The 22,430-nt window shown below is 67.9% G+C and carries 19 protein-coding genes; 10 read left to right on the forward strand and 9 right to left on the reverse strand.

The window, feature by feature from the left end; all coding sequences use genetic code 11:
* Positions 1–12 precede the first annotated feature (12 nt).
* Entirely contained in the window at positions 13–801 is a 789-nt protein-coding gene (locus FFI87_RS30725) for an SDR family oxidoreductase (protein WP_138850330.1), read from the reverse strand.
* A gap of 79 nt (positions 802–880) precedes the next feature.
* Positions 881–2,110 (reverse strand): dienelactone hydrolase family protein, encoded by a 1,230-nt coding sequence (locus FFI87_RS30730; RefSeq protein ID WP_138850331.1) that lies wholly within the window; start codon positions 2,108–2,110, stop codon positions 881–883.
* Positions 2,111–2,461: 351 nt separating this feature from the next.
* Between FFI87_RS30730 and FFI87_RS30735 the strand changes: the two genes are divergently transcribed.
* A complete protein-coding gene (locus FFI87_RS30735) occupies positions 2,462–3,487 on the forward strand; it encodes an AraC family transcriptional regulator (RefSeq protein ID WP_012372355.1) in 1,026 nt (341 codons plus the stop codon).
* Positions 3,488–3,692: 205 nt separating this feature from the next.
* On the opposite strand, the gene FFI87_RS30740 is transcribed toward FFI87_RS30735, so the two are convergent.
* The 3 genes from FFI87_RS30740 to FFI87_RS30750 form a co-directional block, all read right to left on the reverse strand.
* Positions 3,693–4,802, reverse strand: a complete 1,110-nt coding sequence (locus FFI87_RS30740) for an S-(hydroxymethyl)glutathione dehydrogenase/class III alcohol dehydrogenase (RefSeq protein ID WP_012372356.1) — start codon at positions 4,800–4,802, stop codon at positions 3,693–3,695.
* 56 nt (positions 4,803–4,858) lie between these two features.
* A complete protein-coding gene (gene frmR, locus FFI87_RS30745) occupies positions 4,859–5,134 on the reverse strand; it encodes a formaldehyde-responsive transcriptional repressor FrmR (protein WP_006753040.1) in 276 nt (91 codons plus the stop codon).
* A 99-nt stretch (positions 5,135–5,233) separates the two neighbouring features.
* Complete coding sequence (locus FFI87_RS30750; RefSeq protein WP_138850332.1) at positions 5,234–6,196, reverse strand: LysR substrate-binding domain-containing protein; 963 nt, start codon at positions 6,194–6,196, stop codon at positions 5,234–5,236.
* Positions 6,197–6,341: 145 nt separating this feature from the next.
* Between FFI87_RS30750 and FFI87_RS30755 the strand changes: the two genes are divergently transcribed.
* Genes FFI87_RS30755 through FFI87_RS30765 form a run of 3 tightly spaced genes read left to right on the forward strand, consistent with a single transcriptional unit; the run spans position 6,342 to position 9,593 of the window.
* Positions 6,342–7,511, forward strand: coding sequence for a M20 aminoacylase family protein (locus FFI87_RS30755; RefSeq protein WP_138850333.1), 1,170 nt, complete (start codon positions 6,342–6,344; stop codon positions 7,509–7,511).
* A gap of 53 nt (positions 7,512–7,564) precedes the next feature.
* Positions 7,565–8,359, forward strand: coding sequence for an ABC transporter substrate-binding protein (locus tag FFI87_RS30760; RefSeq protein WP_138850334.1), 795 nt, complete (start codon positions 7,565–7,567; stop codon positions 8,357–8,359).
* A 55-nt stretch (positions 8,360–8,414) separates the two neighbouring features.
* A complete protein-coding gene (locus FFI87_RS30765) occupies positions 8,415–9,593 on the forward strand; it encodes a porin (protein ID WP_138850335.1) in 1,179 nt (392 codons plus the stop codon).
* Positions 9,594–9,721: 128 nt separating this feature from the next.
* On the opposite strand, the gene FFI87_RS30770 is transcribed toward FFI87_RS30765, so the two are convergent.
* On the reverse strand, positions 9,722–10,735 hold the full coding sequence (locus FFI87_RS30770; RefSeq protein WP_012372361.1) for a LacI family DNA-binding transcriptional regulator: 1,014 nt from the start codon (positions 10,733–10,735) through the stop codon (positions 9,722–9,724).
* A gap of 235 nt (positions 10,736–10,970) precedes the next feature.
* Here FFI87_RS30770 and FFI87_RS30775 point away from each other — a divergent pair, with 235 nt between their 5' ends.
* The 6 genes from FFI87_RS30775 (at position 10,971) to FFI87_RS30800 (ending at position 18,665) form a co-directional block, all read left to right on the forward strand.
* Positions 10,971–12,125 carry an ABC transporter ATP-binding protein gene (locus tag FFI87_RS30775; RefSeq protein WP_138850336.1) on the forward strand — a complete coding sequence of 385 codons (1,155 nt, stop codon included), beginning with the start codon at positions 10,971–10,973 and terminating at the stop codon, positions 12,123–12,125.
* Between the two features lie 68 nt (positions 12,126–12,193).
* Positions 12,194–13,432 (forward strand): ABC transporter substrate-binding protein, encoded by a 1,239-nt coding sequence (locus FFI87_RS30780; RefSeq protein WP_138850337.1) that lies wholly within the window; start codon positions 12,194–12,196, stop codon positions 13,430–13,432.
* Positions 13,433–13,575: 143 nt separating this feature from the next.
* Positions 13,576–14,493 carry a carbohydrate ABC transporter permease gene (locus FFI87_RS30785; RefSeq protein ID WP_138850338.1) on the forward strand — a complete coding sequence of 306 codons (918 nt, stop codon included), beginning with the start codon at positions 13,576–13,578 and terminating at the stop codon, positions 14,491–14,493.
* Positions 14,494–14,504: 11 nt separating this feature from the next.
* The gene (locus FFI87_RS30790) at positions 14,505–15,356 is read left to right on the forward strand and encodes a carbohydrate ABC transporter permease (RefSeq protein WP_012372365.1); all 852 of its coding nucleotides are present in this window, start codon (positions 14,505–14,507) and stop codon (positions 15,354–15,356) included.
* Between the two features lie 38 nt (positions 15,357–15,394).
* Entirely contained in the window at positions 15,395–17,365 is a 1,971-nt protein-coding gene (locus FFI87_RS30795; protein ID WP_138850855.1) for a beta-galactosidase, read from the forward strand.
* Between the two features lie 4 nt (positions 17,366–17,369).
* Positions 17,370–18,665 (forward strand): sugar efflux transporter, encoded by a 1,296-nt coding sequence (locus tag FFI87_RS30800; protein ID WP_138850339.1) that lies wholly within the window; start codon positions 17,370–17,372, stop codon positions 18,663–18,665.
* 49 nt (positions 18,666–18,714) lie between these two features.
* Here the strand turns inward: FFI87_RS30800 and FFI87_RS30805 are convergent, their stop codons facing one another.
* The 3 genes from FFI87_RS30805 to FFI87_RS30815 all read right to left on the reverse strand — a co-directional run bounded on the left by FFI87_RS30805 (position 18,715) and on the right by FFI87_RS30815 (position 22,363).
* Positions 18,715–19,887, reverse strand: coding sequence for an arabinogalactan endo-beta-1,4-galactanase (locus FFI87_RS30805; RefSeq protein WP_138850340.1), 1,173 nt, complete (start codon positions 19,885–19,887; stop codon positions 18,715–18,717).
* A gap of 166 nt (positions 19,888–20,053) precedes the next feature.
* Positions 20,054–21,142 carry an aldose epimerase family protein gene (locus FFI87_RS30810; protein ID WP_138850341.1) on the reverse strand — a complete coding sequence of 363 codons (1,089 nt, stop codon included), beginning with the start codon at positions 21,140–21,142 and terminating at the stop codon, positions 20,054–20,056.
* A gap of 27 nt (positions 21,143–21,169) precedes the next feature.
* The gene (locus FFI87_RS30815; RefSeq protein WP_105832117.1) at positions 21,170–22,363 is read right to left on the reverse strand and encodes a XylR family transcriptional regulator; all 1,194 of its coding nucleotides are present in this window, start codon (positions 22,361–22,363) and stop codon (positions 21,170–21,172) included.
* Positions 22,364–22,430 lie beyond the last annotated feature (67 nt).

The raw sequence follows: 22,430 nt of genomic DNA on the forward strand, positions 1-22,430 counted from the left end.
AGCGCTTTGCGGTTACTCCGCGAGGCGCGGAATCGCCGGCACCGCTTGCTCGGGGCCCATCGCGGAATAGCCGCCGTCCACCGCGTAGTCGGCGCCCGTCACGAAGCTCGCGGCGTCGCTGCACAGGAACGTGACGACCTGTGCGACTTCCGACGGATCGCCGACACGACCGAGCAGATGAAACGGCGCGGCCACGCGGTTGGTCTTCGCGCGGTCGCCGTGCGTCAGCTCATCCATCACGCGCGACCAGGTCCAGCCAGGCGACACCGAGTTCACGCGAATCCGGTCGGCGGCGAGATCCATCGCCATGCTGCGCGTGAGCTGGCGCATCGCGGCCTTCGAGGTCGGGTAGAGCCAGCGGCCGGTCTGCGCGCATTGCGCGGAGATCGAACTGAAGTTCACGATCGCGCCGCCGCCGCGCCGCACCAGGTGTGGATGAACGGCCTTGACCAGCATCGCGGCCGACACGACGTTGACGTCCATCGCCGCGAGCCAGTCGCGACGCGACGCCTGGATGCCGTTGTCGACGTAGCTGCAGGCGAGGTTGATCAGCAGGTCGATCGCGCCGAAGCGCTCGGCGACGGCCGATACCGCGTTTTCGATCGCGCGGTCGTCGGTGATGTCGGTCGCGATGAACATCCCGCGGTCGCCGAGCGTATCAGCCACGCGCGCGCCGTTTTCCGCATCGAGATCGAGGATCGCGACGCATGCGCCGGCGCGGCTCAGGTCCTGCGCGACGGCGGCGCCGATCAGCGTGGCGCCGCCGGTGACGAGCGCGACTTTGCCAGCAAGGGCAGTCATGGAGCATCTCCTTGAATGATTGAATCAAGGCGGCGCGCGTTCGACGCGCCGCCTGCGTCTCCTGCCTATCCGCCCGCGCTCACGCGCTGTCGTGCCAGCGCTGCATCAAACCGTTCGACGGCACGGTTTCGTCGAGCAGCTTGCGCGCCGTTTCGACACCGGCGACGGGCAGCCCGGCCGGGTCCAGCAGCCCGATCTGCACGAGCACGCTCGCCTGGTCCCAATAGATGTGTTCGTGATACAGCTTGTCGCCGCGGAACTTGACGATCGCGACGAGCGGAATCTCCACGCGCTTGCCGGTCGGCGCGACGCCGGGCAGCATCCAGTCGATCTCCGTCGTGTGCGTGAAGCAGAACAGCAGCTCGTCGACGATCTGGCTCGCGCCGATCGTGCGCGAGATCGGCGTGATCGTCGTGTCCGGCGGGTTCGCATGCACGAAGTGATGCGTGTAGAAGCGCTTGAGCTCGTCGTGGCCGACGCCGCCCGTCAGCGTCGGGATATGGTTCACGTAGGGTTGCGCGACCATCGTGGCCATCGTCGCGTCGACGTTGCGCGTGTCGAACTCGTGGCGCAGATGCTCTTCCCACAGGGCGGACAGGTCGTAGTGCGGGCCGAGCGCCGCGCGGAACGCGGCGATCGCGCGCTGGTGCGCCATGATCGCGGCCGCCTTGTCGAAATGATCGCCGCCGATGCGCGCGAACGCATGATCGACGCCCGGGTATACGTACACCTCGACGCCATCGCGCCCCGCCAGCGCGGCGGCGATGTGCTGCTGCGCGTCGGGCGGGCAGAAGCGGTCCTGCGCGGGAATCTGCAGCACGAGGCGGCCGCGCAGGTGAGCGGCTTCGTCGAGCGCCTGCTCGATCCCCACGCCGTAATAGCAGACGGCGGCCGCCACGTCCGGCAGCCGGCACGCGGCGAGATACGCGAGCTTGCCGCCGAGGCAGTAGCCGAGCACGCCGGCCCGCCCCGTGCATTCCGGCCGTTGCGTCAGCACGGCCAGCGCGGCGGCGACATCCTCGACGCCCTTGTTTTCGTCGTACTCGCGGTACAGCGCCATCGCGCGCTCGGCGTCGGCCGCGGTGTAACCGAGTTCGAGGCCGGGCGCCTGGCGCCAGAACAGGTCGGGCACGAGCACCGTGTAGCCTTCCTCGGCGTAATAATCGGCCACGTCGCGCATGGTCGCGTTCGCGCCGAAGATCTCGTGACACAGCACGATGCCCGGCCCGGTGCCGCCGGCCGGTGTGCTCAGGTACGCGCGAAACGCCCCGCCGTCCGGCGAGGGGATCTCGATGTGTCGTCCTTTCATGTGTCCCTCCAATCGATCGTGATTTTCATGGGCCCAGTATTGGCGGACGAAACGCGCGCTTCTATCCGCTTTCTTCGGCCGGTATCCGCGAATTCCGGAAACCTGTGGATCGGCCTGCCGCGCCGGGCCGGCACGCGATGCACTGCGGGTATGTGCGGATGCGGAAGTCGCGCACAGTTTTCTACGATGCGCGAACGGCCCGCTTCTTGCGTCATGGGCGCAGCGCTTGCGTAGTGTAACGACGCGGACTGTCCGGATACGCCGACGCTATCCGGCTCGTGCGACGGAATTCCCCGGAATCGGGATTGCGTGCACAGCGCAAGTGCGATCGGGCACGACGGGAGAACTTCGATGGGGCAATTTGCCGGAACGGGCTGGCTGGGCGACGCCGCCTGTTTCAATCACGACACGCTGCTGCTGCAGTCGAACGATCTCGACGAGGTGCGGGCGCGCGTGGCGGACGTGTTCAAGCCGCATCGGCTTACGTTGACGGGCGATTCGTGCGGGCTGCACAGCCGCATGCACCATGCGCGCTGGGGCAACCTGTCGCTGAATCTGCTCGATTACGGCGGCGAGGTGTCGATCGAACCGGGGCCGCTCGAGCACTTCTATCTGTTGCAGATTCCGCTGCGCGGCGACGCCGAGATCGAATGCGGCACGACGCGTTTCGTGTCGTCACCCGACACCGCGTCGCTGCTGTCGCCGACGCTGTCGCTCAGGATGCGATGGGGCGACGCGTGCCCGCAAGTGATCCTGCGCATCGAGCGCGAGGTGATGGAGCGGCATGCGCAGCGGCACTTCGGCGACGACCGGCGCGTGCCGGTGGAGTTCGAGCCGGAATTCACGCTGTCGTCGCCGCAGGGCGCGTGCCTCGCGCAGATGCTGCCGATGCTCGCCGATGCGATCGCAACCGACGGGCATCCGCTGCGCCATCCGCTCGCGTTCGAGCAGCTCGAATCGACGCTGCTCAACCTGTTGCTGTACGGCCAGCCGAACAGCGCACGCAATGGCGCGCGCGTCGCGCCGGCGCCGCTCGCGCCGTTCTATGTGAGGCGTGTCGAGGAATATATCCGCACGCATGTCGACGAGCCGCTGACGATCGAACGGCTCGCCGAACTCGCGGGTGTGAGCCCGAGCACGCTGTTCGCGGGATTTCGCAATCGCCACGGCATCACGCCGATGGCATTCGTGCGTCAGTTGCGGCTGCAACATGTGCGCGACGAACTGCTCGACGATGCGACACCGGGGCTCGCGTCGGTGACGGACGTCGCGCTGAAATGGGGCTTCGCGCATCTCGGCCGGTTCGCGATCGACTACAAGCGTGCGTTCGGGGAATCGCCGTCGGCCACGCTCCGGATGCGGCGCGTGCGCAGTTGACGGTCGCGGTGGCGGCAGGATCATCGCGGTGGTTCAACGCGCGGGGGCACAGGCGCGTCCCCGGCTCGTGGGCGCAGATGCGCGAGTGGTTGGCGATCGTTGCCGATCTGGCAGAGAAGGACGCATCGCGCCGGCAAGCCTCGCGGCTTGCCGGCGATATCGCGCGAGGAGACCGGTTACTGCAGCCGGTTTCCTCGCGCGTGGTTCAGAAATGCACGACGGTCCGGATGGACTTGCCTTCGTGCATCAGGTCGAACGCTTCGTTGATGCCGGTGAGCGGCTTCGTGTGCGTGACGAACGGTGCGAGCTGGATCGTGCCGGCCATCGCTTCCTCCACCATGCCCGGCAGTTCGGAGCGGCCCTTCACGCCGCCGAATGCCGTGCCCAGCCAGCGCCGACCGGTGACGAGCTGGAACGGGCGCGTCGAGATTTCCTGGCCGGCGCCCGCGACGCCGATGACGACCGACTGGCCCCAGCCGCGGTGCGCGCATTCGAGCGCCGCGCGCATCACGTTGACGTTGCCGATGCACTCGAAGCTGTGGTCGACGCCCCAGCCGGTCATCCCGACGATCACCTGCTGGATCGGCTCCTGGTAGTCCTTCGGGTTCACGCAGTCGGTGGCGCCGAACACGCGGGCGAGGTCGAACTTGCCGGGGTTGGTGTCGATCGCGATGATGCGGCCGGCCTTCGCGAGCTTGGCCCCCTGGATCACCGCGAGACCGATGCCGCCGAGGCCGAACACGGCCACCGTATCGCCCGGCTGCACCTTCGCGGTGTTCTTCACCGCGCCGAGGCCGGTCGTGACGCCGCAGCCCAGCAGGCAGACCTGCTCGGGGTTCGCCTGCGGGTTGATCTTCGCGAGCGAGACTTCGGCGACGACGGTGTATTCGCTGAACGTCGAGCAGCCCATGTAATGATAGACCGGCTGGCCGTTGTAGCTGAAACGCGTGGTGCCGTCGGGCATCACGCCCTTGCCCTGCGTCGCGCGCACCGACACGCACAGGTTGGTCTTGCCGCTCTTGCAGAACAGGCACTCGCCGCATTCGGCGGTGTAGAGCGGAATCACGTGGTCGCCGGGCTTGACGCTCGTCACGCCTTCACCGACTTCCACCACGATGCCGGCGCCTTCGTGGCCCAGCACGGCGGGAAAGAGACCTTCCGGATCGTCGCCCGACAGCGTGAAGGCGTCGGTGTGACAGACGCCCGTGTGGGTGATCTTGACGAGTACTTCGCCCTTGCGGGGCGGTTCGACGTCGATTTCGACGATCTGCAGCGGCTTACCCGCCTCAAACGCAACAGCGGCACGTGATTTCATGGCAATCCTGTTAAAAAAATCATCGAATGGCTCGGACGGCGACGATCCCCGGTCTGTCAGCGCAGGTAGGACCGAACGAGGGTCACGATATCGTCGATCGATCCGGACGAGGGCCGCGGGGCGTCCGCGAGCTGGGTGAATTCCTCGCGCAAATGGCTTTCGAGCACGCCGGCCATCACGCCGTTGATCGCGCCGCGGATGGCAGCCAGTTGCTGGAGTATCGGACCACAGTCCGCTCCCTCCTCGAGCGCCTGCTCGAGCGCGTTCAGTTGCCCGCGCACACGGCGCACGCGGGTCAGCACGCGTTTCTTTTCTTCGGGGGAATGCGGCATGGGATCGTGGTTTCCGGATACTGGGGGGCAGTATAGAACATTGCCGCGCGCAGAGGAATACGGAATCGCTCGATGTTGGCGGGCGCGGACCCGACACCGTCAGATCAACAGCGTCAGCGTGCGGAACAGCGCGAGATCCTCCTTCCGCGCCGAGCGCGCATGCCGCCGGATCGTCTGCAGCAGGCAGTCGATGAAGCAGCGCGCGGCGTCGCTCAGCGTGCTGCTGCGACGCGTGACGATGCCGAGTTCGCTCGGCTCGAAGGTTTCCTTCAGCGACAGCACGCGCATCCGCTCGCCGAACGGCGGCACCGCCGCGAGGATGGTCGGGCACCACGTGCACATGCCGGCCTGTTCGAGCATCGTCTGCAGCATCGCGACCGACTGCGCGCGCACGATGCGCCGTTCGTCGATCTGCGCGCCGTGCCGCGTGAACAGATAGTCGACGAGCGCGGCCTGACCGTCGGGCGACGAATTCAGCACCCAGTCGCAATCGAGCAGGTCGTGCACCGACTTCGCGCGTTCGCGCGGATGGCCGGCGCGCACCATCACCGACGTGTCGTAGCGCAGCAGTGGCTCGAATGCAAATTCCTGCGCGCTGCTGCCGGGCTGCACGTGGCCGAGCGCGAAATCCATGCTGCCGTCGCGCAGCAGCGGTTGCGCGACGGCCATCAGCGCTTCGTACAGCTCAAGGCGCACGTCGGGCATCCGTTCGCGAAACCGCAGCACGGTTTCCGCGAGGAACGTCATCGTCAGCCACGGCGTGACGCCGACGCTCAGCCGCCCCTCGACGCGCCCGCGCATCCGCTCGAGATCGCTCTGCGCGTGCTCCAGTTGCTTGAGCACGAGCTTCGCGTGCGTGAGCAGGGTCTTCCCGTACTCGGTGAAGCCGATGCCTTCCGGCGCGCGCACGAGCAACGGCAGGCGCTCGCTGGCCTCCAGCTCGCGCAGCGCGCGCGTGACGGCCGCCTGCGACAGTCCGAGCGTGCGCGCCGCGCCGCGGATGCTGCCGGCCTCCGCGCTCGCGACGAGCGCCTGCAACTGATGCAGCTTGATCGTGCTCATGGCTTTGATGAAGCGATACCCGACAACGAAAGGTTGTCATCATAACGAAACTGCGGCTGTTCGCCGGTTTTTTCGCTGCCTACGATTTCGCCACGATCTGCCATTCCGGCGATCGGCAATCGGCACGCATCGAGGAGTATCAGGGTTGGATAGAGCTCGCATTCCGCCTGAAATGGCGGCCATTGAGACCGAGATGATCGCGCTGCGCCATCGGTTGCACGCGCATCCCGAGCTCGGTTTCGAAGAAGAGGCGACGAGCGCGCTCGTCGCCGACTGTCTGACAACATGGGGTTATCGGGTCACGCGCGGCCTGGGCGGCACCGGCGTGGTCGGCACGCTCACGCGCGGCGCCGGGAAGCGGCTCGGGCTGCGTGCGGACATGGACGCGCTGCCGATCCGCGAGACGACCGGGCTCCCGCATGCGAGCCGCCGCGATGGCGTGATGCACGCGTGCGGCCACGACGGGCACACGGCAATGTTGCTCGCGGCGGCCCGGTGCCTGGCCGAGCGCGGGCGCTTCAGCGGCACGCTGAACCTGATTTTCCAGCCGGCGGAGGAAGGGCTCGGCGGCGCGAAGCGGATGCTCGACGACGGGCTGTTCACGCAGTTCCCGTGCGACGCCGTATTCGCGATGCACAACGTGCCGGGGCTGCCGGCCGGCGTGCTCGGCTTCTGCGACGGCGCGGCGATGGCATCGGCCGACGAGGTGCGCGTGCGGGTGATCGGGCGCGGCGGCCATGGCGCGGCGCCGCACACGACGATCGATCCGGTGGTCGTCTGCGCGTCGATCGTGATGGCGCTGCAGACAGTCGTGTCGCGCAACGTGAATCCGCAGGAACTGGCGATCGTCTCGACCGGCTCGATCCACGCGGGCACTGCATCGAACGTGATTCCGCCGCATGCGGATCTCGAACTGAGCGTGCGTGCGCTGTCGCCGGACGTGCGCGCGCTGCTGGAGCGGCGCATTCGCGCGATCGTGCACGGCCAGGCCGACAGCTATGGCGCGACGGCCGAGATCGACTATCGCCACGGCTATCCGGTGCTCGTCAATCACGCGGCGGAAACGGCGTTCGCCCGTGACGTGGCGCGCGAATGGGGCGGCGACGACGCGCTGATTCCGCATCTGCGGCCGATCGCGGCGAGCGAGGATTTCGCGTTCATGCTCGACGCGTGCCCGGGTAGCTACCTGTCGATCGGCAACGGCGACGGCGCGGCCGGCTGCGGGCTGCACAATCCGGGCTACGACTTCAACGACGCGTGCCTCGCGACCGGCGCGAGCTACTGGATCGCGCTCGCCGAGCGCTATCTCGCGTGACGCGCACACACGGATTCGATTCACCTTCAACAACGGAAGCAAGGAGACGGGCAATGAAACAGTGGATGGCGGCGCTCGCGGTTGCGCTGACGGCGACGACGATCGCGGGGGCCGCGCAGGCGGGCGACTGGACGGGCAAGGAGATCCGCCTCGCGGTCGATCCGACCTACCCGCCGCTCGAATACAAGCTGCCAGACGGCACGCTGACCGGGTTCGGGATCGACATCACGAATGCGTTGTGCGCGGAGCTGCATGCACGCTGCGTGTGGGTCGAGTCGAGTTTCGACGGGATGATTCCCGGGCTGCTCGCGCGCAAGTTCGACGTGATCGCCTCGTCGATGACGATCACGCCGAAACGGATGCAGCAGATCGCGTTCACGAACCGGATCTCGAACGCGCCGGCGCGGCTGATCGCGCGCAAGGGTTCGCCGCTGCTGCCGACGGCCGCGTCGCTGAAGGGCAAGCGGGTCGGCGTCGAGCAGGGCTCCGCGCAGGCCGACTATGCGGTCGCGAACTGGCAGCCGGCCGGCGTGCAGATCGAGTCGTACCAGAACCAGGACCAGGTATACGCCGATCTCGTGACGGGGCGGCTCGACGCGGCGTTCCAGGCGTCGATCGCGGCCAGCGACGGCTTCCTGAAGAAGCCGCAGGGCAAGGACTTCATGTTCGTCGGCGCGGCGATCGACGACGCGAAGTACTTCGGGCAGGGCGACGGCCTCGGGCTGCGCAAGCAGGACGCCGACCTGCGCGACGCGTTCAACCGCGCGCTCGCGACGATCCTCGCGAACGGCACGTATCAGAAGATCAACAAGAAGTATTTCGATTTCGACATCTACGGCACGAAGTAAGCGTGGCCGCGCCTCGACGTGCGGCCTGGAATCAACATATCAATAAGGAAAACGAATGAACTGGAGATTGATTGTCGTCGCGATGCCGGCGCTTTGTGCGGCGCCGGCCTTTGCCCAAGGCAGCGTCACGCTGTACGGGCTGGTCGATGCCGGCATCGACTATACGAACAATGTAGGCGGCCACAGTGCGTGGCAGATGGCGAGCGGCTTCGCGCAGGGCAGCCGCTGGGGGCTGAAGGGCACCGAGGATCTCGGCGGCGGCTACAGCGCGCTGTTCCAGATCGAGAACGGCTTCAACGTGAACAGCGGCACGCTCGCACAGGGCGGCCGCATGTTCGGGCGGCAGGCTTACGTCGGGCTCGGCAACACGCGCCTCGGCACACTGACGCTCGGCCGGCAATACGACTCGATCGTCGACTATCTCGCGCCGACGACCGCGAACGGCAGCTGGGGCGTCTATCCGTTCTCGCATCCGCTCGACAACGACAACACCGGCAACACGTTCCGCGTGAACAACACGGTCAAGTACGCGAGCCCGGATTTTGCCGGTTTCTCATTCGGCGGCACGTACAGCTTCAGTAACGACACCAGGTTCGCGAACAACCGGCAGTGGAGCGTCGGTGCGCAGTACGAGCAGGGCGGCCTGCTGGTCGGCGCGGCATTCCTGAATGCGGACAACCCCGGTGCGACGGCCGGCGGCGCGATCGCGGGCTCGGTCGGGGCGGATGCGAACTTCGCGTCCGCGCGGCTGCGGATCTTCGGCGCCGGCATCAACTACACGGCCGGGCCCGCGACGCTCGGGTTCGCGTACACGAACAGCAACGTCACGCGGCCGACCGCGAACGTCGGCTACCTGTTCGGCGACGAGACGATCGAACCCGTCGCGGGGCCGCTCGCGGGCGGCACGGTCACGGCGATCAAGTACCAGAACTTCGAAGTGAACGGCAAGTATCAGTTCACGCCGGCGTTCTTCGTGGGCGCGCAGTATGTGTATACGACCGTGCGCTACGACGCGACCACGGGCAGCGCGAAACCGAAGATCCATTCGATCGGGCTGATGGCGGACTACAACCTGTCGAAGCGCACCGACGTCTACCTGATGGGTGCGTACCAGCGGGTTGCCGGCGACGCGACCGGCTCGTCGCTCGATCAGGCGTATGTCCCCGGGGCGGCCGATCTGTCGTCGACGTCGAAGCAACTGATGGTGCACGCGGGGATCCGTCACAAGTTCTGAGCGGATCGGGCGGGAAGCGGGGCGGCGGCGCGTTGCCGCCGCCCCGTGTTCATGCCGGCTGGTCTGCATCGCCCGACGCCGAATTCCGGATGGCAATACGCAATGGCACGTCCCGCCGGGCGGCTGTATCACCCCGGCGCCACCCCCGTCGACTCCCGCACCACGAGTTCCGGCGCACCGATCGTATGCACGGCCGCGGCCGGCTCGATCCCGTCGATCATGTCGAGCGTCAGCGCGATCGCCCGCGCGGCGATCTGCGACGTCGGAAACCGCACCGTCGTCAGCGCAGGGCGGAACTGGTGGGCGAGCTGGATATCGGTCATGCCGACCACCGACAGATCGGCCGGCACGCGCAGGCCGAGATCGGCGGCCGCCTGCATCGCGCCGATCGCCATCAGGTCGTTGGTCGCGAACAGCGCGGTGAGGCCGGGCTTCGCGCGCAGCAGCGCGGCCGCCGCTTCGTAGCCGCCTTCGATCGAATCGTGCGCCGACACGGTCGTCAGCGCATCCGCCGGATGGCCGCGTGCCGCGAGTTCGTCGGCGAAGCCGCGCAGCCGCACCGACTGCGGGCCGCCCGAGCCCTTGCCGACCAGCGCGCCGAACGTGCGATGCCGTAACCCGGACAGATGCGCGGCCGCCAGCGCGCCCGCCGCCGCGAAATCGACGGTCACGCACGGCAGCGTGCGCGACGCATGCACGTGCTCCCACATGCACAGCACGATCGACGCACCGTGCCGCGCGATGTCGGCGAGTTCGGCTTCGGCGAGATCGGTGTTCATCACGATCGCGCCAGCCGCGAGCGTTCCCGCGATCCGCTCGAGGTAGTTGCGCGTGATCGCCGGATCGTCGTCGGTATTGGACACGAGCAGGTAGTGGCCGCGCTTGCGCGCCTCGCGCTCGGCAGCCAGCACGAACTCCGGATAGAACGGGTTCGTGATGTTCGACAGCATCAGCGCGAGCGTCGACGTGCGGCCTTCGGCGAGCGCCCGCGCGGTGAGATTCGGCCGATAGCCAAGTTCGCGGATCGCCGCCATCACGCGTTCGACGGTCGCCGGCTTCACCTTCTGCGGATTGCGCAACACGTTCGAGACGGTCGCCGCGGTGACGTTCGCGCGCCGCGCGACTTGCGCGAGCGTCACCATGCACGACCTCCGGCCAGTCGGGCAACGCTACGCAACGGAAGTGAAGCGGGGGAGTGTCTGCTCATATTCTGGGAGTGCGTCCCACAAGTTGCACAGGGACAGGCGATACGCTAATTTCTCGACACAACAGATGAAGGAGACGACATGGTACGGCCAACCGCGCGAACTGCGCCACCGAAATTTAAGCGTTTAAATTTTTCGATCCGCAGCGCCTGACAGAGGAGAGGAGAGCGCGATGACCGCCATTTCATTGAAGGATGTCTCGAAGCGCTACGGCGACCATGCGCCGGTGCTGCGCGACGTGAACCTCGAGATCGCCTCGCACGAGTTCTGCGTGTTTCTCGGTCCGTCGGGCTGTGGCAAATCCACGTTGTTGCGGATGATCGCCGGGCTCGAGGACGTGACCGAAGGCGAGCTGCGGATCGGCGGCGCGCGCATGAACGACACGCCGCCTGCCGAGCGCGGCGTCGCGATGGTGTTCCAGAGTTATGCGCTGTTTCCGCACATGACGGTGTTCGAGAACATCGGTTTCGGGCTGCGCATCGCCGGCACGCCGAAGGACGAGATCCGCCGGCGCGTGACCGAGGCCGCGCGCGTGCTGCAGCTCGACGCACTGCTCGATCGCAAGCCGAAGGCGCTGTCGGGCGGGCAGCGGCAGCGCGTCGCGATCGGCCGTGCGATCGTGCGCGAGCCGCGCGTGTTCCTGTTCGACGAGCCGCTGTCGAATCTCGACGCGACGCTGCGCGGCCAGACACGCGTCGAGATCGCCCGCCTGCACGCACGCTTCACGCAATCGAGCTCCGTCTACGTGACGCACGACCAGATCGAGGCGATGACGCTGGCCGACCGGATCGTGCTGCTGCACGCGGGCGACGACGTCGCGCGCTTCGGCAGCATCGCGCAGGCCGGCGCGCCGCTCGAGCTGTATCACCGCCCGGCCAACCGCTTCGTCGCGGGCTTCATCGGCTCGCCGCGGATGAACTTCCTGCCGGCGGTCGTCGAGGCGGGCGATGCGCACGGCTGCCGGCTGCGCCTGGACGGCACCGGCGAAACGCTCGCGCTGCGCGAGCGTCCGTTGCCGCGCCACGTGGGCGGCGGCGCGCGCGTGACGCTCGGGATTCGTCCCGAGCATCTGACGGTCGCGGGGTCCGGCGATGCCGACCTGCCGGCGATCGTGCGCGACGTCGCGCTCGTCGAGCAACTGGGCGAAGCTGCATACGTGCATCTCGATCAGCCCGGCGGCGTGCCGCTGCTCGCGAAACTGCCGGGCCAGGCTGCGTTGCGGCGCGGCGAGCGTCATGCGTTCAGCGTGCCGCCGTCGTGCTGCCACCTGTTCGACGAAGCCGGCATCGCATTGCCGGCCATTCACGCCGAAGCGGCATTCGCATAGCGGCGCGGCGCCGATCCGCTGCGCGCGACGCGGCACCCATCACATCACACCAATACCAGGAGACAACGATGAGACTTCGTGCGAGCCGACTGCTGCTTGCCCTGACGACTGCCGCGGTGTTCGCCGCGGGGACGGCCGACGCGGGCACGCTGAAGGTGAACGTCGCCGCGCGCGGCAACCAGCGCGCGACGTGGCAAGCGGTGTTCGACCAGTTCCACAAGGCGAATCCGGACATCGACCTGAAGGTCAGCTACGTCGGCGAGGAGGCGTACAAGGTGCAGATGTCCGGCTGGCTCGCGACCGATCCGCCCGACGTGCTGAGCTGGAACAACGGCGAGCGGCTCGCGTATTTCGCGAAGCGCGGGCTGATCGAGGACCTGAGCGCGGACTGGCAGAAGAACGGCTGGAACGACACGTATGCGGCCGTGAAGCAGTCGTCGACCTACGGCGGCAAGCTCTACAGTTTGCCGCTCGGCTATGACGCGTATGGTCTCTTCTACCGCAAGGACCTGTTCGAGAAGGCGGGCATTCACGGCGAGCCGGCGGACTGGACGCAGTTTCTCGACGCGTGCCGCAAGCTGAAGGCGGCCGGCATCGCGCCGATCGCGGTGGCCGCGCGCGACGCGTGGACGCTCGCCGCGTGGTTCGACTACCTCGACCTTCGGATCAACGGTTATGCATTCCACCAGAAGCTGATGGCCGGCGACGTCGCCTATACCGACCCGCGCGTGCGTGCCGCGTACGCGGCCTGGAAGAAGCTGATCGACGACAAGTATTTCATCGACAACGCGCTGTCCTACGACGTCGATTCGCTGAGCCCGCTGATCGTCAACGGCCAGGCCGCGATGACGCTAATGGGCACCTGGTATTCGGCGGGCCTGCTGAGCGCGACGCGCAACCCGATCAGCTTCTTCCGCTTCCCGGTGATCGATGCGTCGGTGCCGCTCGCGGAGGACGGTCCGGTCAACGTGCTGATCGTGCCGGCGAAGGCGCACAACAAGACGGATGCGCGTCGCCTGCTCGCGTTCATGGGGCAACCGGCGGTCAGCGGCGAGTTCGCGAAGGGGATGGGCCAGCTGCCATCGAACAACAAGGCGCCCGAGCCGCAGGACCCGATCTCGAAAATCGGCTTCCGCACGCTCGCGACGACGCCCGGCGGCATCGCGCAGTTCTACGACCGCGACATGACGAAGGAAATGGCGGACGAGGGGATGAAGGCGATGCAGCAGTTCCTGTCCGACCCGACGCAGCTCGATGCGATCCTGCAGCGCCTCGAGCAGACCCGCAAGCGCATCTACCGGAAGTGATGTGGCCACGCGGCCGGCCCGGCCACGCCTGGCCGGCCGCGCCTAGCCGGCCGCGCCTGGCCGGCCGCGTCGGTCCAGTGCCGCGTCGTCACCGTCATGCCCGTTTCGCCTCGTTTCGTCTCGTTTCGTCGAAGGTCACCACAATGTCAACCAGCCTGTCCGAAAGCGCCGCGCGCCGCGAAGCCGGCCACGAGCGGCATGCGCGCGCGTCGCTCGCGCGCCGGCGGAACCGCGCGGCGCTGCTGTTCGTGCTGCCGGGATTCGCGCTGTTCACCGTGTTCGTCTTGTATCCGATCGTCAGCAGCATCTGGCTGAGCTTCCATCACTGGGACGGGATGACGCCGATGACGTACGCGGGGCTCGACAATTATCGCGAGCTGCTGCAGTCCGATACGTTCTACGTCGCGCTGAAGAACAACGTGCTGTGGCTCGCGCTGTTTCTCGCCGCGCCGCCGCTCGGCCTCGCGCTCGCGCTGTACCTGAACCAGAACGTCTACGGGATACGGCTCGTGAAGTCGCTGTTCTTCGCGCCGTTCGTGTTGCCGGGCGTCGTCGTCGGCCTGGTGTTCTCGTGGTTCTACGACCCGACGTTCGGGCTGCTGAAGCTGATCGTCGGGCACGGAATCCCGGTGCTCGGCGATCCGCGCTATGCGACCTACGGCGTGATCGTCGCCGCGCTGTGGCCGCAGATTCCGTTCTGCATGATCCTGTACCTGACCGGGCTCACCGGCATCAACGGCGAAATCGTGGAGGCGGCGCGGATCGAAGGCGCGCGCGGCTTCACGCTGCTGTGGCACGTGATCCTGCCGCAGTTGCGGCCCGCGACCTTCATGGCGGTGGTGCTGACCGTGATCGGCGCGCTGCGCAGCTTCGACCTGATCTCGGTGATGACGGGCGGCGGCCCGTTCGACAGCTCGACCGTGCTCGCGTACTTCATGGTCGACCAGGCGATCAAGTATTACCGCGAAGGCTATTCGGCCGCGATCGCGGTCGTGCTGTTCGCGATCATGCTCGTCTATATCGTGTGGCAGCTGCGCAAGCTGGTGCGCGTCGAATCGTAAGGATTTCGAATATGTATCCGATGCCCATGTCCCGCTGGGGACGTCCCGCCCGATGGCTGTACCGGCTGTCGCTGCCGTGCGCGCTCGCGCTGTGGCTCGTGCCGCTGCTCGCGGTGCTCGTCACGTCGATCCGCTCGACCGACGAGATCATGGCCGGCCATTACTGGGACTGGCCGAAGCAGTTCGCGCTGGTCGAGAACTACGGCACCGCGCTCACGCAGACGCCGATGCTGCATTACTTCGCGAACAGCATCCTGATCACGGTGCCGTCGGTCGCCGCGTCGATCCTGCTCGCGTCGCTCGCCGGGCACGCGCTCGCGAACTACCGGTTCCGCGGCAATCTCGTGCTGCTCGGGCTGTTCGTCGCGGGCAACTTCGTGCCGATCCAGATCCTGATGATCCCGGTGCGGCAGATCATGCTCGGCGTCGGCCTGTACAACACCGTATGGGCGCTGGTGCTGTTCCATACCGCGTTCCAGACCGGCTTCTGCACGCTGTTCCTGCGCAACTTCATCCGCGAGCTGCCGTTCGAGCTGATCGAGGCCGCGCGCGTCGAAGGTGCGTCGGAGTGGGCGATCTACTGGCGCGTCGTGTTGCCGCTCGTACGGCCGGCGCTCGCGGCGCTCGCGATCCTCGTGTTCACGTTCGTGTGGAACGACTACTTCTGGGCGCTGTGCCTCACGCAAGGCGACGACGCGGCGCCGATCACCGTCGGCGTCGCCGCGCTCAAGGGGCAGTGGACGACCGCCTGGAACATCGTGTCGGCCGGCTCGGTGCTCGCCGCGCTGCCGTCGGTGCTGATGTTCTTCGCGATGCAGAAGCACTTCGTCGCGGGGCTCACGTTCGGCGCGACGAAAGGCTGATGGCCTCCCTCCTTCCACTCTCCAGCAAGGAATCCACGATGCACCTCGGCGTTTGCTACTACCCCGAACACTGGCCGCGCGAACAATGGGCGCGCGATGCGCGGCGCATGGCCGAACTGGGCCTGACCCGCGTGCGGATCGCCGAATTCGCGTGGAGCCGGATGGAGCCGGAACCGGGCCGCTACGACTGGGCATGGCTCGACGAAGCGATCGACACGCTCGCCAGCCGGCAGTTGAAGGTCATACTCGGCACGCCGACCGCGTCGCCGCCGAAATGGCTCGTCGATCGCCATCCGGAGATACTGCCGGTCGGCGCGGACGGCGCGGTGTGGCAATTCGGCTCGCGTCGCCATTACGACATCGCGAGCCCCGTGTATCGCGCGCACTGCGTGCGCATCGCGGACGCGATGGCGCGGCGCTACGGCGCGCATCGGGCGGTGATCGCCTGGCAGACCGACAACGAGCTCGGCTGTCACAACACGCTGCCGAGCTATACGCGTGCGGCGCTCGACGGCTTTCGCGCGTGGCTCGCCGTGCGCTACGGCGACATCGGCACGCTGAACCGCGCGTGGGGCAACGTGTTCTGGAGCATGGAATATCGCGGCTTCGACGAGATCGAGCTGCCACGCCATACGCCGACCGACGCGAACCCCGCGCACCTGCTCGACTTCCGGCGCTATCAGTCGGACGAGGTCGCGCGGTTCCATGCGGCGCAGGTCGATGCGATCCGGCCGCATGCGCCGGGCCGCGACGTGCTGCACAACTTCATGGGATTTTTCACCGAGTTCGATCACTACGCGTTCGCCCGCGGCGGCCTCGATGTCGCCGCGTGGGACAGCTACCCGGTGCCGCGCACCGAAGTGCTGCCGCTCGACGAAGCCGACAAGCGGCGCTGGGCGCGCACGGGGCATCCCGACGTGTCGGCGTTCTCGCACGACCTGTATCGCGGTGTCGGCAACGGCCGGATGTGGGTGATGGAGCAACAGGCGGGGCCGGTCAACTGGGGGCCGTACAACCCGGTGCCGCACGCCCGCGCGGTGCGGTTGTGGACGTGGGAAGCGTTCGCGCACGGCGCGGAGCTCGTGTCGTATTTCCGCTGGCGGCAGTATCCGCATGCGCAGGAGCAGCTGCACTCGGGGCTCAACGCACCGGACGACGAGTTGTCGCCGGGCGGCCGTGAAGTGGCGCGTGTCGCACGCGAGCTGGCCGCGCTGGATTCCGCGCTTGTCGCCGGCGCGCGCGAGCCCGCCCGCGTCGCGCTGCTGTTCGATTACACGGCCGACTGGATGATCCGGATCCAGCCGCACGGCGCCGGTTTCGACTATCAGCAGCACGCGTTCGACTGGTATCGCGCGCTGCGCGAACTCGGGCTCGACGTCGATATCGTCGCGGCCGATGCCGACGTGTCGCGCTATGCGCTCGTCGTCGTGCCGACGCTGCCGGTCGTGCCGGATCGTGTCGCCGAGCAGGCCGCGCGCGGGAACGCGCACTGGTTGTTCGGGCCGCGCACCGGGTCGCGCACCGCTGACTTCGCGATCGTGCCGGGCCTTGCGCCGGGCAAGCTGCGTGACGTGCTGCCGGTGCGGATCGCGCAGGTCGAGTCGCTGCGGCCGTCGCTCGCGCCGCGCGTCGCGTTCGACGGGGTCGATGGCCATGCGCTGAAATGGCGCGATCACATCGATCTCGACGCGAGCACCCCTGTCGACGTGCTTGCCGCCTGCGACGACGGCGTGCCCGCGCTCGTGCGACACGGCCAGGTGACGATGGCGACTGCGTGCTTCGATCCCGCGCTGTTGCGCGCGATCGTCGGCCGCTGCGCGCGCGACGCCGGACTGCCGGTGCGCGAGCTGCCTGACGGCGTGCGCTTGTGCCGGCGCGGGCGCGTCGTGTTCGCGTTCAACTACGGCGATACCCCGTGCACGCTGCCCGTGCCGGACGGTGCGCGCTTCGTGCTCGGCGGCCGCGAACTCGGCGCGGTCGATGTCGCCGCATGGGTCGAGCCGGACTGACGCGATGCAGTCGTTGCCGTCGCCGCGGTTGCATGTCGCGCGCCTCGCGCGGATCGCGCATTTCGTGCCGCTGTCCGCGGCGGCGCTGATGCTCGGCGTCGCGATGTCGTTTACCGCGCCGTACCTGTCGCTGTTCGGCGTGGAGGCGGCCGGGATGTCGCCGTTGCTCGCGGGCGTCTTCATGACGCTGATCGCGGCGAGCGGAGTGGTCGCCAGCACGTGGGCCGGGCGGTGGTCGGATCGTCGCGACCGCCACCGGCCGCTGCTCGTCGTGTCGCTCGCTGCGGCCGCGCTCGGTTTCGCGCTGCTGTGCGTGCTGCGCGAGCACGGGCCGGTGATCGCCGCCGGCACGATCCTGCTCGGTGCGGGCGCCGTGTCGCTGTCGCAGATCTTTTCGTTCGCGCGCGCGGTGCTGCCGGTCGACGACGATGCGCAGCGCGAACTCGCATCGGCCGCGCTGCGCACGATGCTGTCTGTCGCGTGGGTGTTTGGTCCCGCGCTCGGCGCGCTGATCCTCGCGCAGACGGGTTTTACCGGGCTCTTTCTCGCGGCTGCCGCGGGCTTTGTCGCGTGCGCGGCGATCGTCGCGCGGATTCCGGAGCCCGCGCGGCGGCCGGCAGCCGTTCACGTGCAAGCGGTCGGCGACGACGCAAAGACAACCGTCGATACGACGGCGATCGTCGTCGCGCCGCGCGCGAGCGTGCTGCGGACCCTCGTCGCGCTCACGCTGATGGGGCTCGCGGCGAACGCGACGATGATCGTGCTGCCGCTGTACATCGTGCGCGGGCTCGGCGGCACGCCGACGAACGTGTCGGCCGCGCTGGGCCTCGCCGCGTTGCTCGAGATCCCGATGATGCTGTGGCTCGGCGTCCGGTCGACGCGGCTCGACAAGGCACGCTGGCTGACCGCGTGCGCGGCCGTGCACGCCGCGTATTTCATCGGGCTCGCGGCGGTGACGCGGGCCGACATGATCCTGCCGCTGCAATTGCTGAGTGCGTGCGTGGTCGCGATCACGTCCTGCCTCGGGATGACGCGCGTGTGCGACCTGATGCCCGCGCGCCCCGGCACCGCGACCGCGATGTTCTTCAGCACCGCGCGAGTCGGCTCGATCGCGTCGGGCGTGCTGTCGGGCGCGTGTGTGGACCTGTTCGGCTATCGCGCGACGTTCGCGGGGTGCTGCGGGCTCGCGCTCGTCGCATTCGTGCTGCTTGCGCGGGATGCGCGCGGCCAGCAGGGCGGTGCGAGTGACGCAAGCGGCATGGCGGCCCCTGCGAGGCGCCGCTTCGATGCACCGCACTGACGCGCGATGCGCCGGTGCGGTGATGCCGTGATGTCGCAGACGGGATCGATCAGCGCCGGCGGAACGCGTCGAGCGACGACAGCGCGTTGCCGTGGAAGTCGAACCACGTGTTGTTGTCCCACTGATCACCCGCGCCGACCTTCCAGCCGACGCCCGGCGTCGGGATCCATTCCGGCTCCCACCAGAACACGCCCTTGCCGCGATTGCCCGGCACGCCCTTCACGATATCGACGACCGCCGCGAGGAATTGCGCCTGGCCGGCCGGTGAAGGCGGGAACGCGGTCGAGCCCGTGTTCGTCATCGCGTTCGGTTCCGAGTCGCCGTCGCTGGTGGTCCACGGATACGCGGTTTCCACGACGATCAGCTCCTTGTCGTAGCGCACCGCGAGGTCGTTCGCGTTGTTGCGCAGGTCGTCGAGCGAGCCTTGCCACTGCGGGTAATACGACAGGCCGATCACGTCGAACGTCACGCCGCGCTGCGTCGCGCTGTCGAACCACCAGCGGCTTTTCGCGTTGTCGCCGCCGCTGTCGATATGCAGCATCACCTTGATGCGCGGATCGACGGCCTTCACCGCATCGCGGCCCGTCTTCAGCAGCTGCGCGAGGTTGTCCCACTGGTCGTAGCGGCCGAGCGGCCACAGCATGCCGCCGGTGATCTCGTTGCCGATCTGCACCCACTCGGGCCGCACGCCGGCGCGCTGAAGCTGGCGCAGCACGTCGGTCGTATAGGCCGACAGCAGCGCGCACGTGTCGGCGAGATTCTTGCCGGCCCACGCATGCGGCGGGTATTGCTTGCCGGGGTCGGCCCACCAGTCGCTGTAGTGGAAGTCGATCAGGATGCGCATCCCCAGCGCGGCCGCACGTTTCGCGAGCGCCACGACGTGTGCGGCATTGTTGTAGCCGGCCGCATCGCTCTGGTTCGCGGGGAAGAAGTCCGGGTTGCCGGGATCGTTCCAGACCTTGATGCGGATCGAATCGACGCCATGCGCGTGCAGGATCTTCAGGCAGTCGCGCGGATGCCCGCGGTCGAAATATTGCGCGCCGTGCGCTTCGAGCTCCGGCAGCGTCGACACGTCCGCGCCCATCGCCAACGGGGCGCCACCCGCGGCGCGCGCAACGTCTTGCGCAACCCCTTGCGCGACGGCCGGCAGCGTGCCGGCCAGGTCGATGCAGGCGAGCGCCGCGGTCGAGATACTCCAGCGCAACATCGATCTTCTATTCATTGTCATCCTCCAGTGTTTGGCCCGGTCGGTCGATTGCCTGAGCGCGGGCGTCGGCAGTTTAAGCGCTTAAATTTCAGCCTCGATACGAGACGACACGAGGCCGGAACGAGCGTAGCGCAGCCGCCGATGCCTACGCAAAGAACGCGTGCGTTGCCTACTATCTGCGCTACGCGCGCACGCCTACCCGATACCGCGTCGTCTGGCGATAGGTATCGCCCGGCTGAAGGATGGTTTCGTCGCGCAATGCGTTCATGTTGACCTGGTTCGGAAAGAACCCGGCTTCGACGCACAGCGCCGCATGCTGCACGCACGACACACCGCCGCTTGCACGCAAACCGTCCAGATAGTTGCCCGTATAGAGCTGCAGCCCGCGCTGATCCGTCGATACGGCGAGCTCCCGGCCGCTTTCCGGATCGTAGATCGCCGCGACGGGCCGCACGCCGCGCCCAAAGTCGCGCAGCACGTAGCAGTGGTCGAAGCCGCGCCCGCGTGCGAGCTGCGCATGCGGCCAGTCGAGGCGCGCGCCGATCGGCGCGCTCTGCCGGAAATCGAACGCGCTGCCCGTCACGTCGGCCGTGCCGGTCGGGATCAGCGCATCGTCCACTTCGACGAACGCATCGGCGTCGATCTGCAGCAGATGCCCGCGCACGTCGCTGCCCGCGCGTCCGCTCAGGTTGAAGTAGCTGTGATTCGTCAGGTTCAACGGCGTGGGCGCATCGGTCACGCCCGTATAGTCGATCGTCAGCGTGCCGTCGTCGTCGAGCGTGTAGCGCACCTGCACGCTTACGTTGCCGGGGAACCCGGCATCGCCTTCCGGCGAATCGAGCCGCAGCGTCAACCCGCCGTGGTCGTCGATCACGTCCCAGCACGCGCGATGAAAGCCGCTCGCGCCGCCGTGCAGCAGGTTGCCGTTCTCGTTGCGGTCGAGCGTGTAGTCCACGCCGTCGAGCGTGAAGCGCGCATCCGCGATCCGGTTCGCCCAGCGGCCGACCGTCGCGCCGAGGTACGCGCCAGAGTCGATGTAATCGGCCGGCGTGTCGTGGGCCAGCACGATATCGGCGAAGCGCCCGGTGCGGTCGGGGGCGAGCCACGACACGACGGTCGCGCCGAGATCGCTGACGACGACGCGCATTCCGTGCGCGTTGCGCAGCGTATAGCGCCGCACCGGATCGCCGCCGGGCGGCGTGCCCCACGGCTCGGACGGAATGCGGCCGACGTCGGCTGCCGGGCGGGAAGTGGCGGTATCGATAGGCATGAGTGGGTTCGCTCGTGGGCGGTGAATTCAGTGGGCAGGCGCAGTGCGTTCCTGGTATTCGCGCGGCGTGCAGCCGAGTTCGCGGCGGAACACCGCATACATGTATTGCAGCGACGTGAAGCCGCAGCGAATCGCGACTTCCGCGCTCGACGCATTGCGGGCCGCGAGCAGCGCCTGGGCGGCCTCGAGCTTGTGACGCAGGATTTCCTGGTGAACGGTGCGCTGCAGTTCGCGCCGGAAGTGCTCCTCGAGCAGCGAGCGCGACACACCGACGTAGTCGGCGACCTGTTCGGTCTTGATCCCCTGGCACGCGTACTGGCGGATGAAATGCCGTGCGCGCATCACGTGCGGGCTCGCGAGCGGCTGGTGGCGCGTCGATTCGAGCACGTTGATGCCGACCGGCGGCACGAGGATGCGCTGCCCGGGAAAACGCGCGCCGCGCAGCATCCGGTGCAGCAAGTGCGCGGCGGTGCGGCCCATTTCCTCGGTGCCCTGGATCACCGACGACAATGGAATGCGCGTCAGCGTGCGGGTGAGCGGATCGTTGTCGATGCCGATGATCGCGACCTGTTCCGGCACCGCGATGCCGGCGATCAGGCACGCCTGCAGCAGGTGCCGCGCGCGCGCATCGGTGACGGCGATCACGCCGACGGGTTTCGGCAGTGCATGCAGCCAGCCGATCAGCTGCTCGATCGCATGATCCCAGCCCGACGCGCTCGTCGACACGCCGCGGTAGATCGGCGCGTCGAGCCCGTCCGCGCGCGCGAGCCGGTCGAACGCGAGCTCGCGCTGCTGCGCCCAGCGATTCTCCTGGGCGGCCGGCAGGCTGTACATCGCGAAATGCGCGAGCCCCGCGCCGATCAGGTGCGTATAGGCGAGCGACACGAGCTTGGGGTTGTCGGTCGCAATATATGGGACGCCGTCCGGATACTGCGCCGGATCCTCGTATGACGAGCCGACCGCGACGATCGGCAGCGGCGAACCGGCGAGCGCGTCGGCGACGGCCGGGTCGTCGAAGTCCGCGATGATGCCGTCGCCGTCGAAGCGCTCGATGCCGGCGAGCCGGCAGCGGAAGTCGTCTTCGAGGAACAGGTCCCACACGACGCGCGTCGTGTGCAGATACTGGCCGATGCCGCTGATGATCTCGCGGTCGTAGACCTTGTTCGCGTTGAACAGCAGCGCGATGCGGTGCGGTGTCTGGGCGGAAGGGGCGCGGTTCATCTGGTGTCGGGGCACGCGCGCCGGGCGCGTCGTGCCGTTGTCTCCGGGGCGCGCCCGGGGCGGCGGC

The sequence above is a fragment of the Burkholderia sp. KBS0801 genome (assembly GCF_005937855.2).
GTDB classification, from domain to species: Bacteria; Pseudomonadota; Gammaproteobacteria; order Burkholderiales; family Burkholderiaceae; genus Burkholderia; species Burkholderia ambifaria.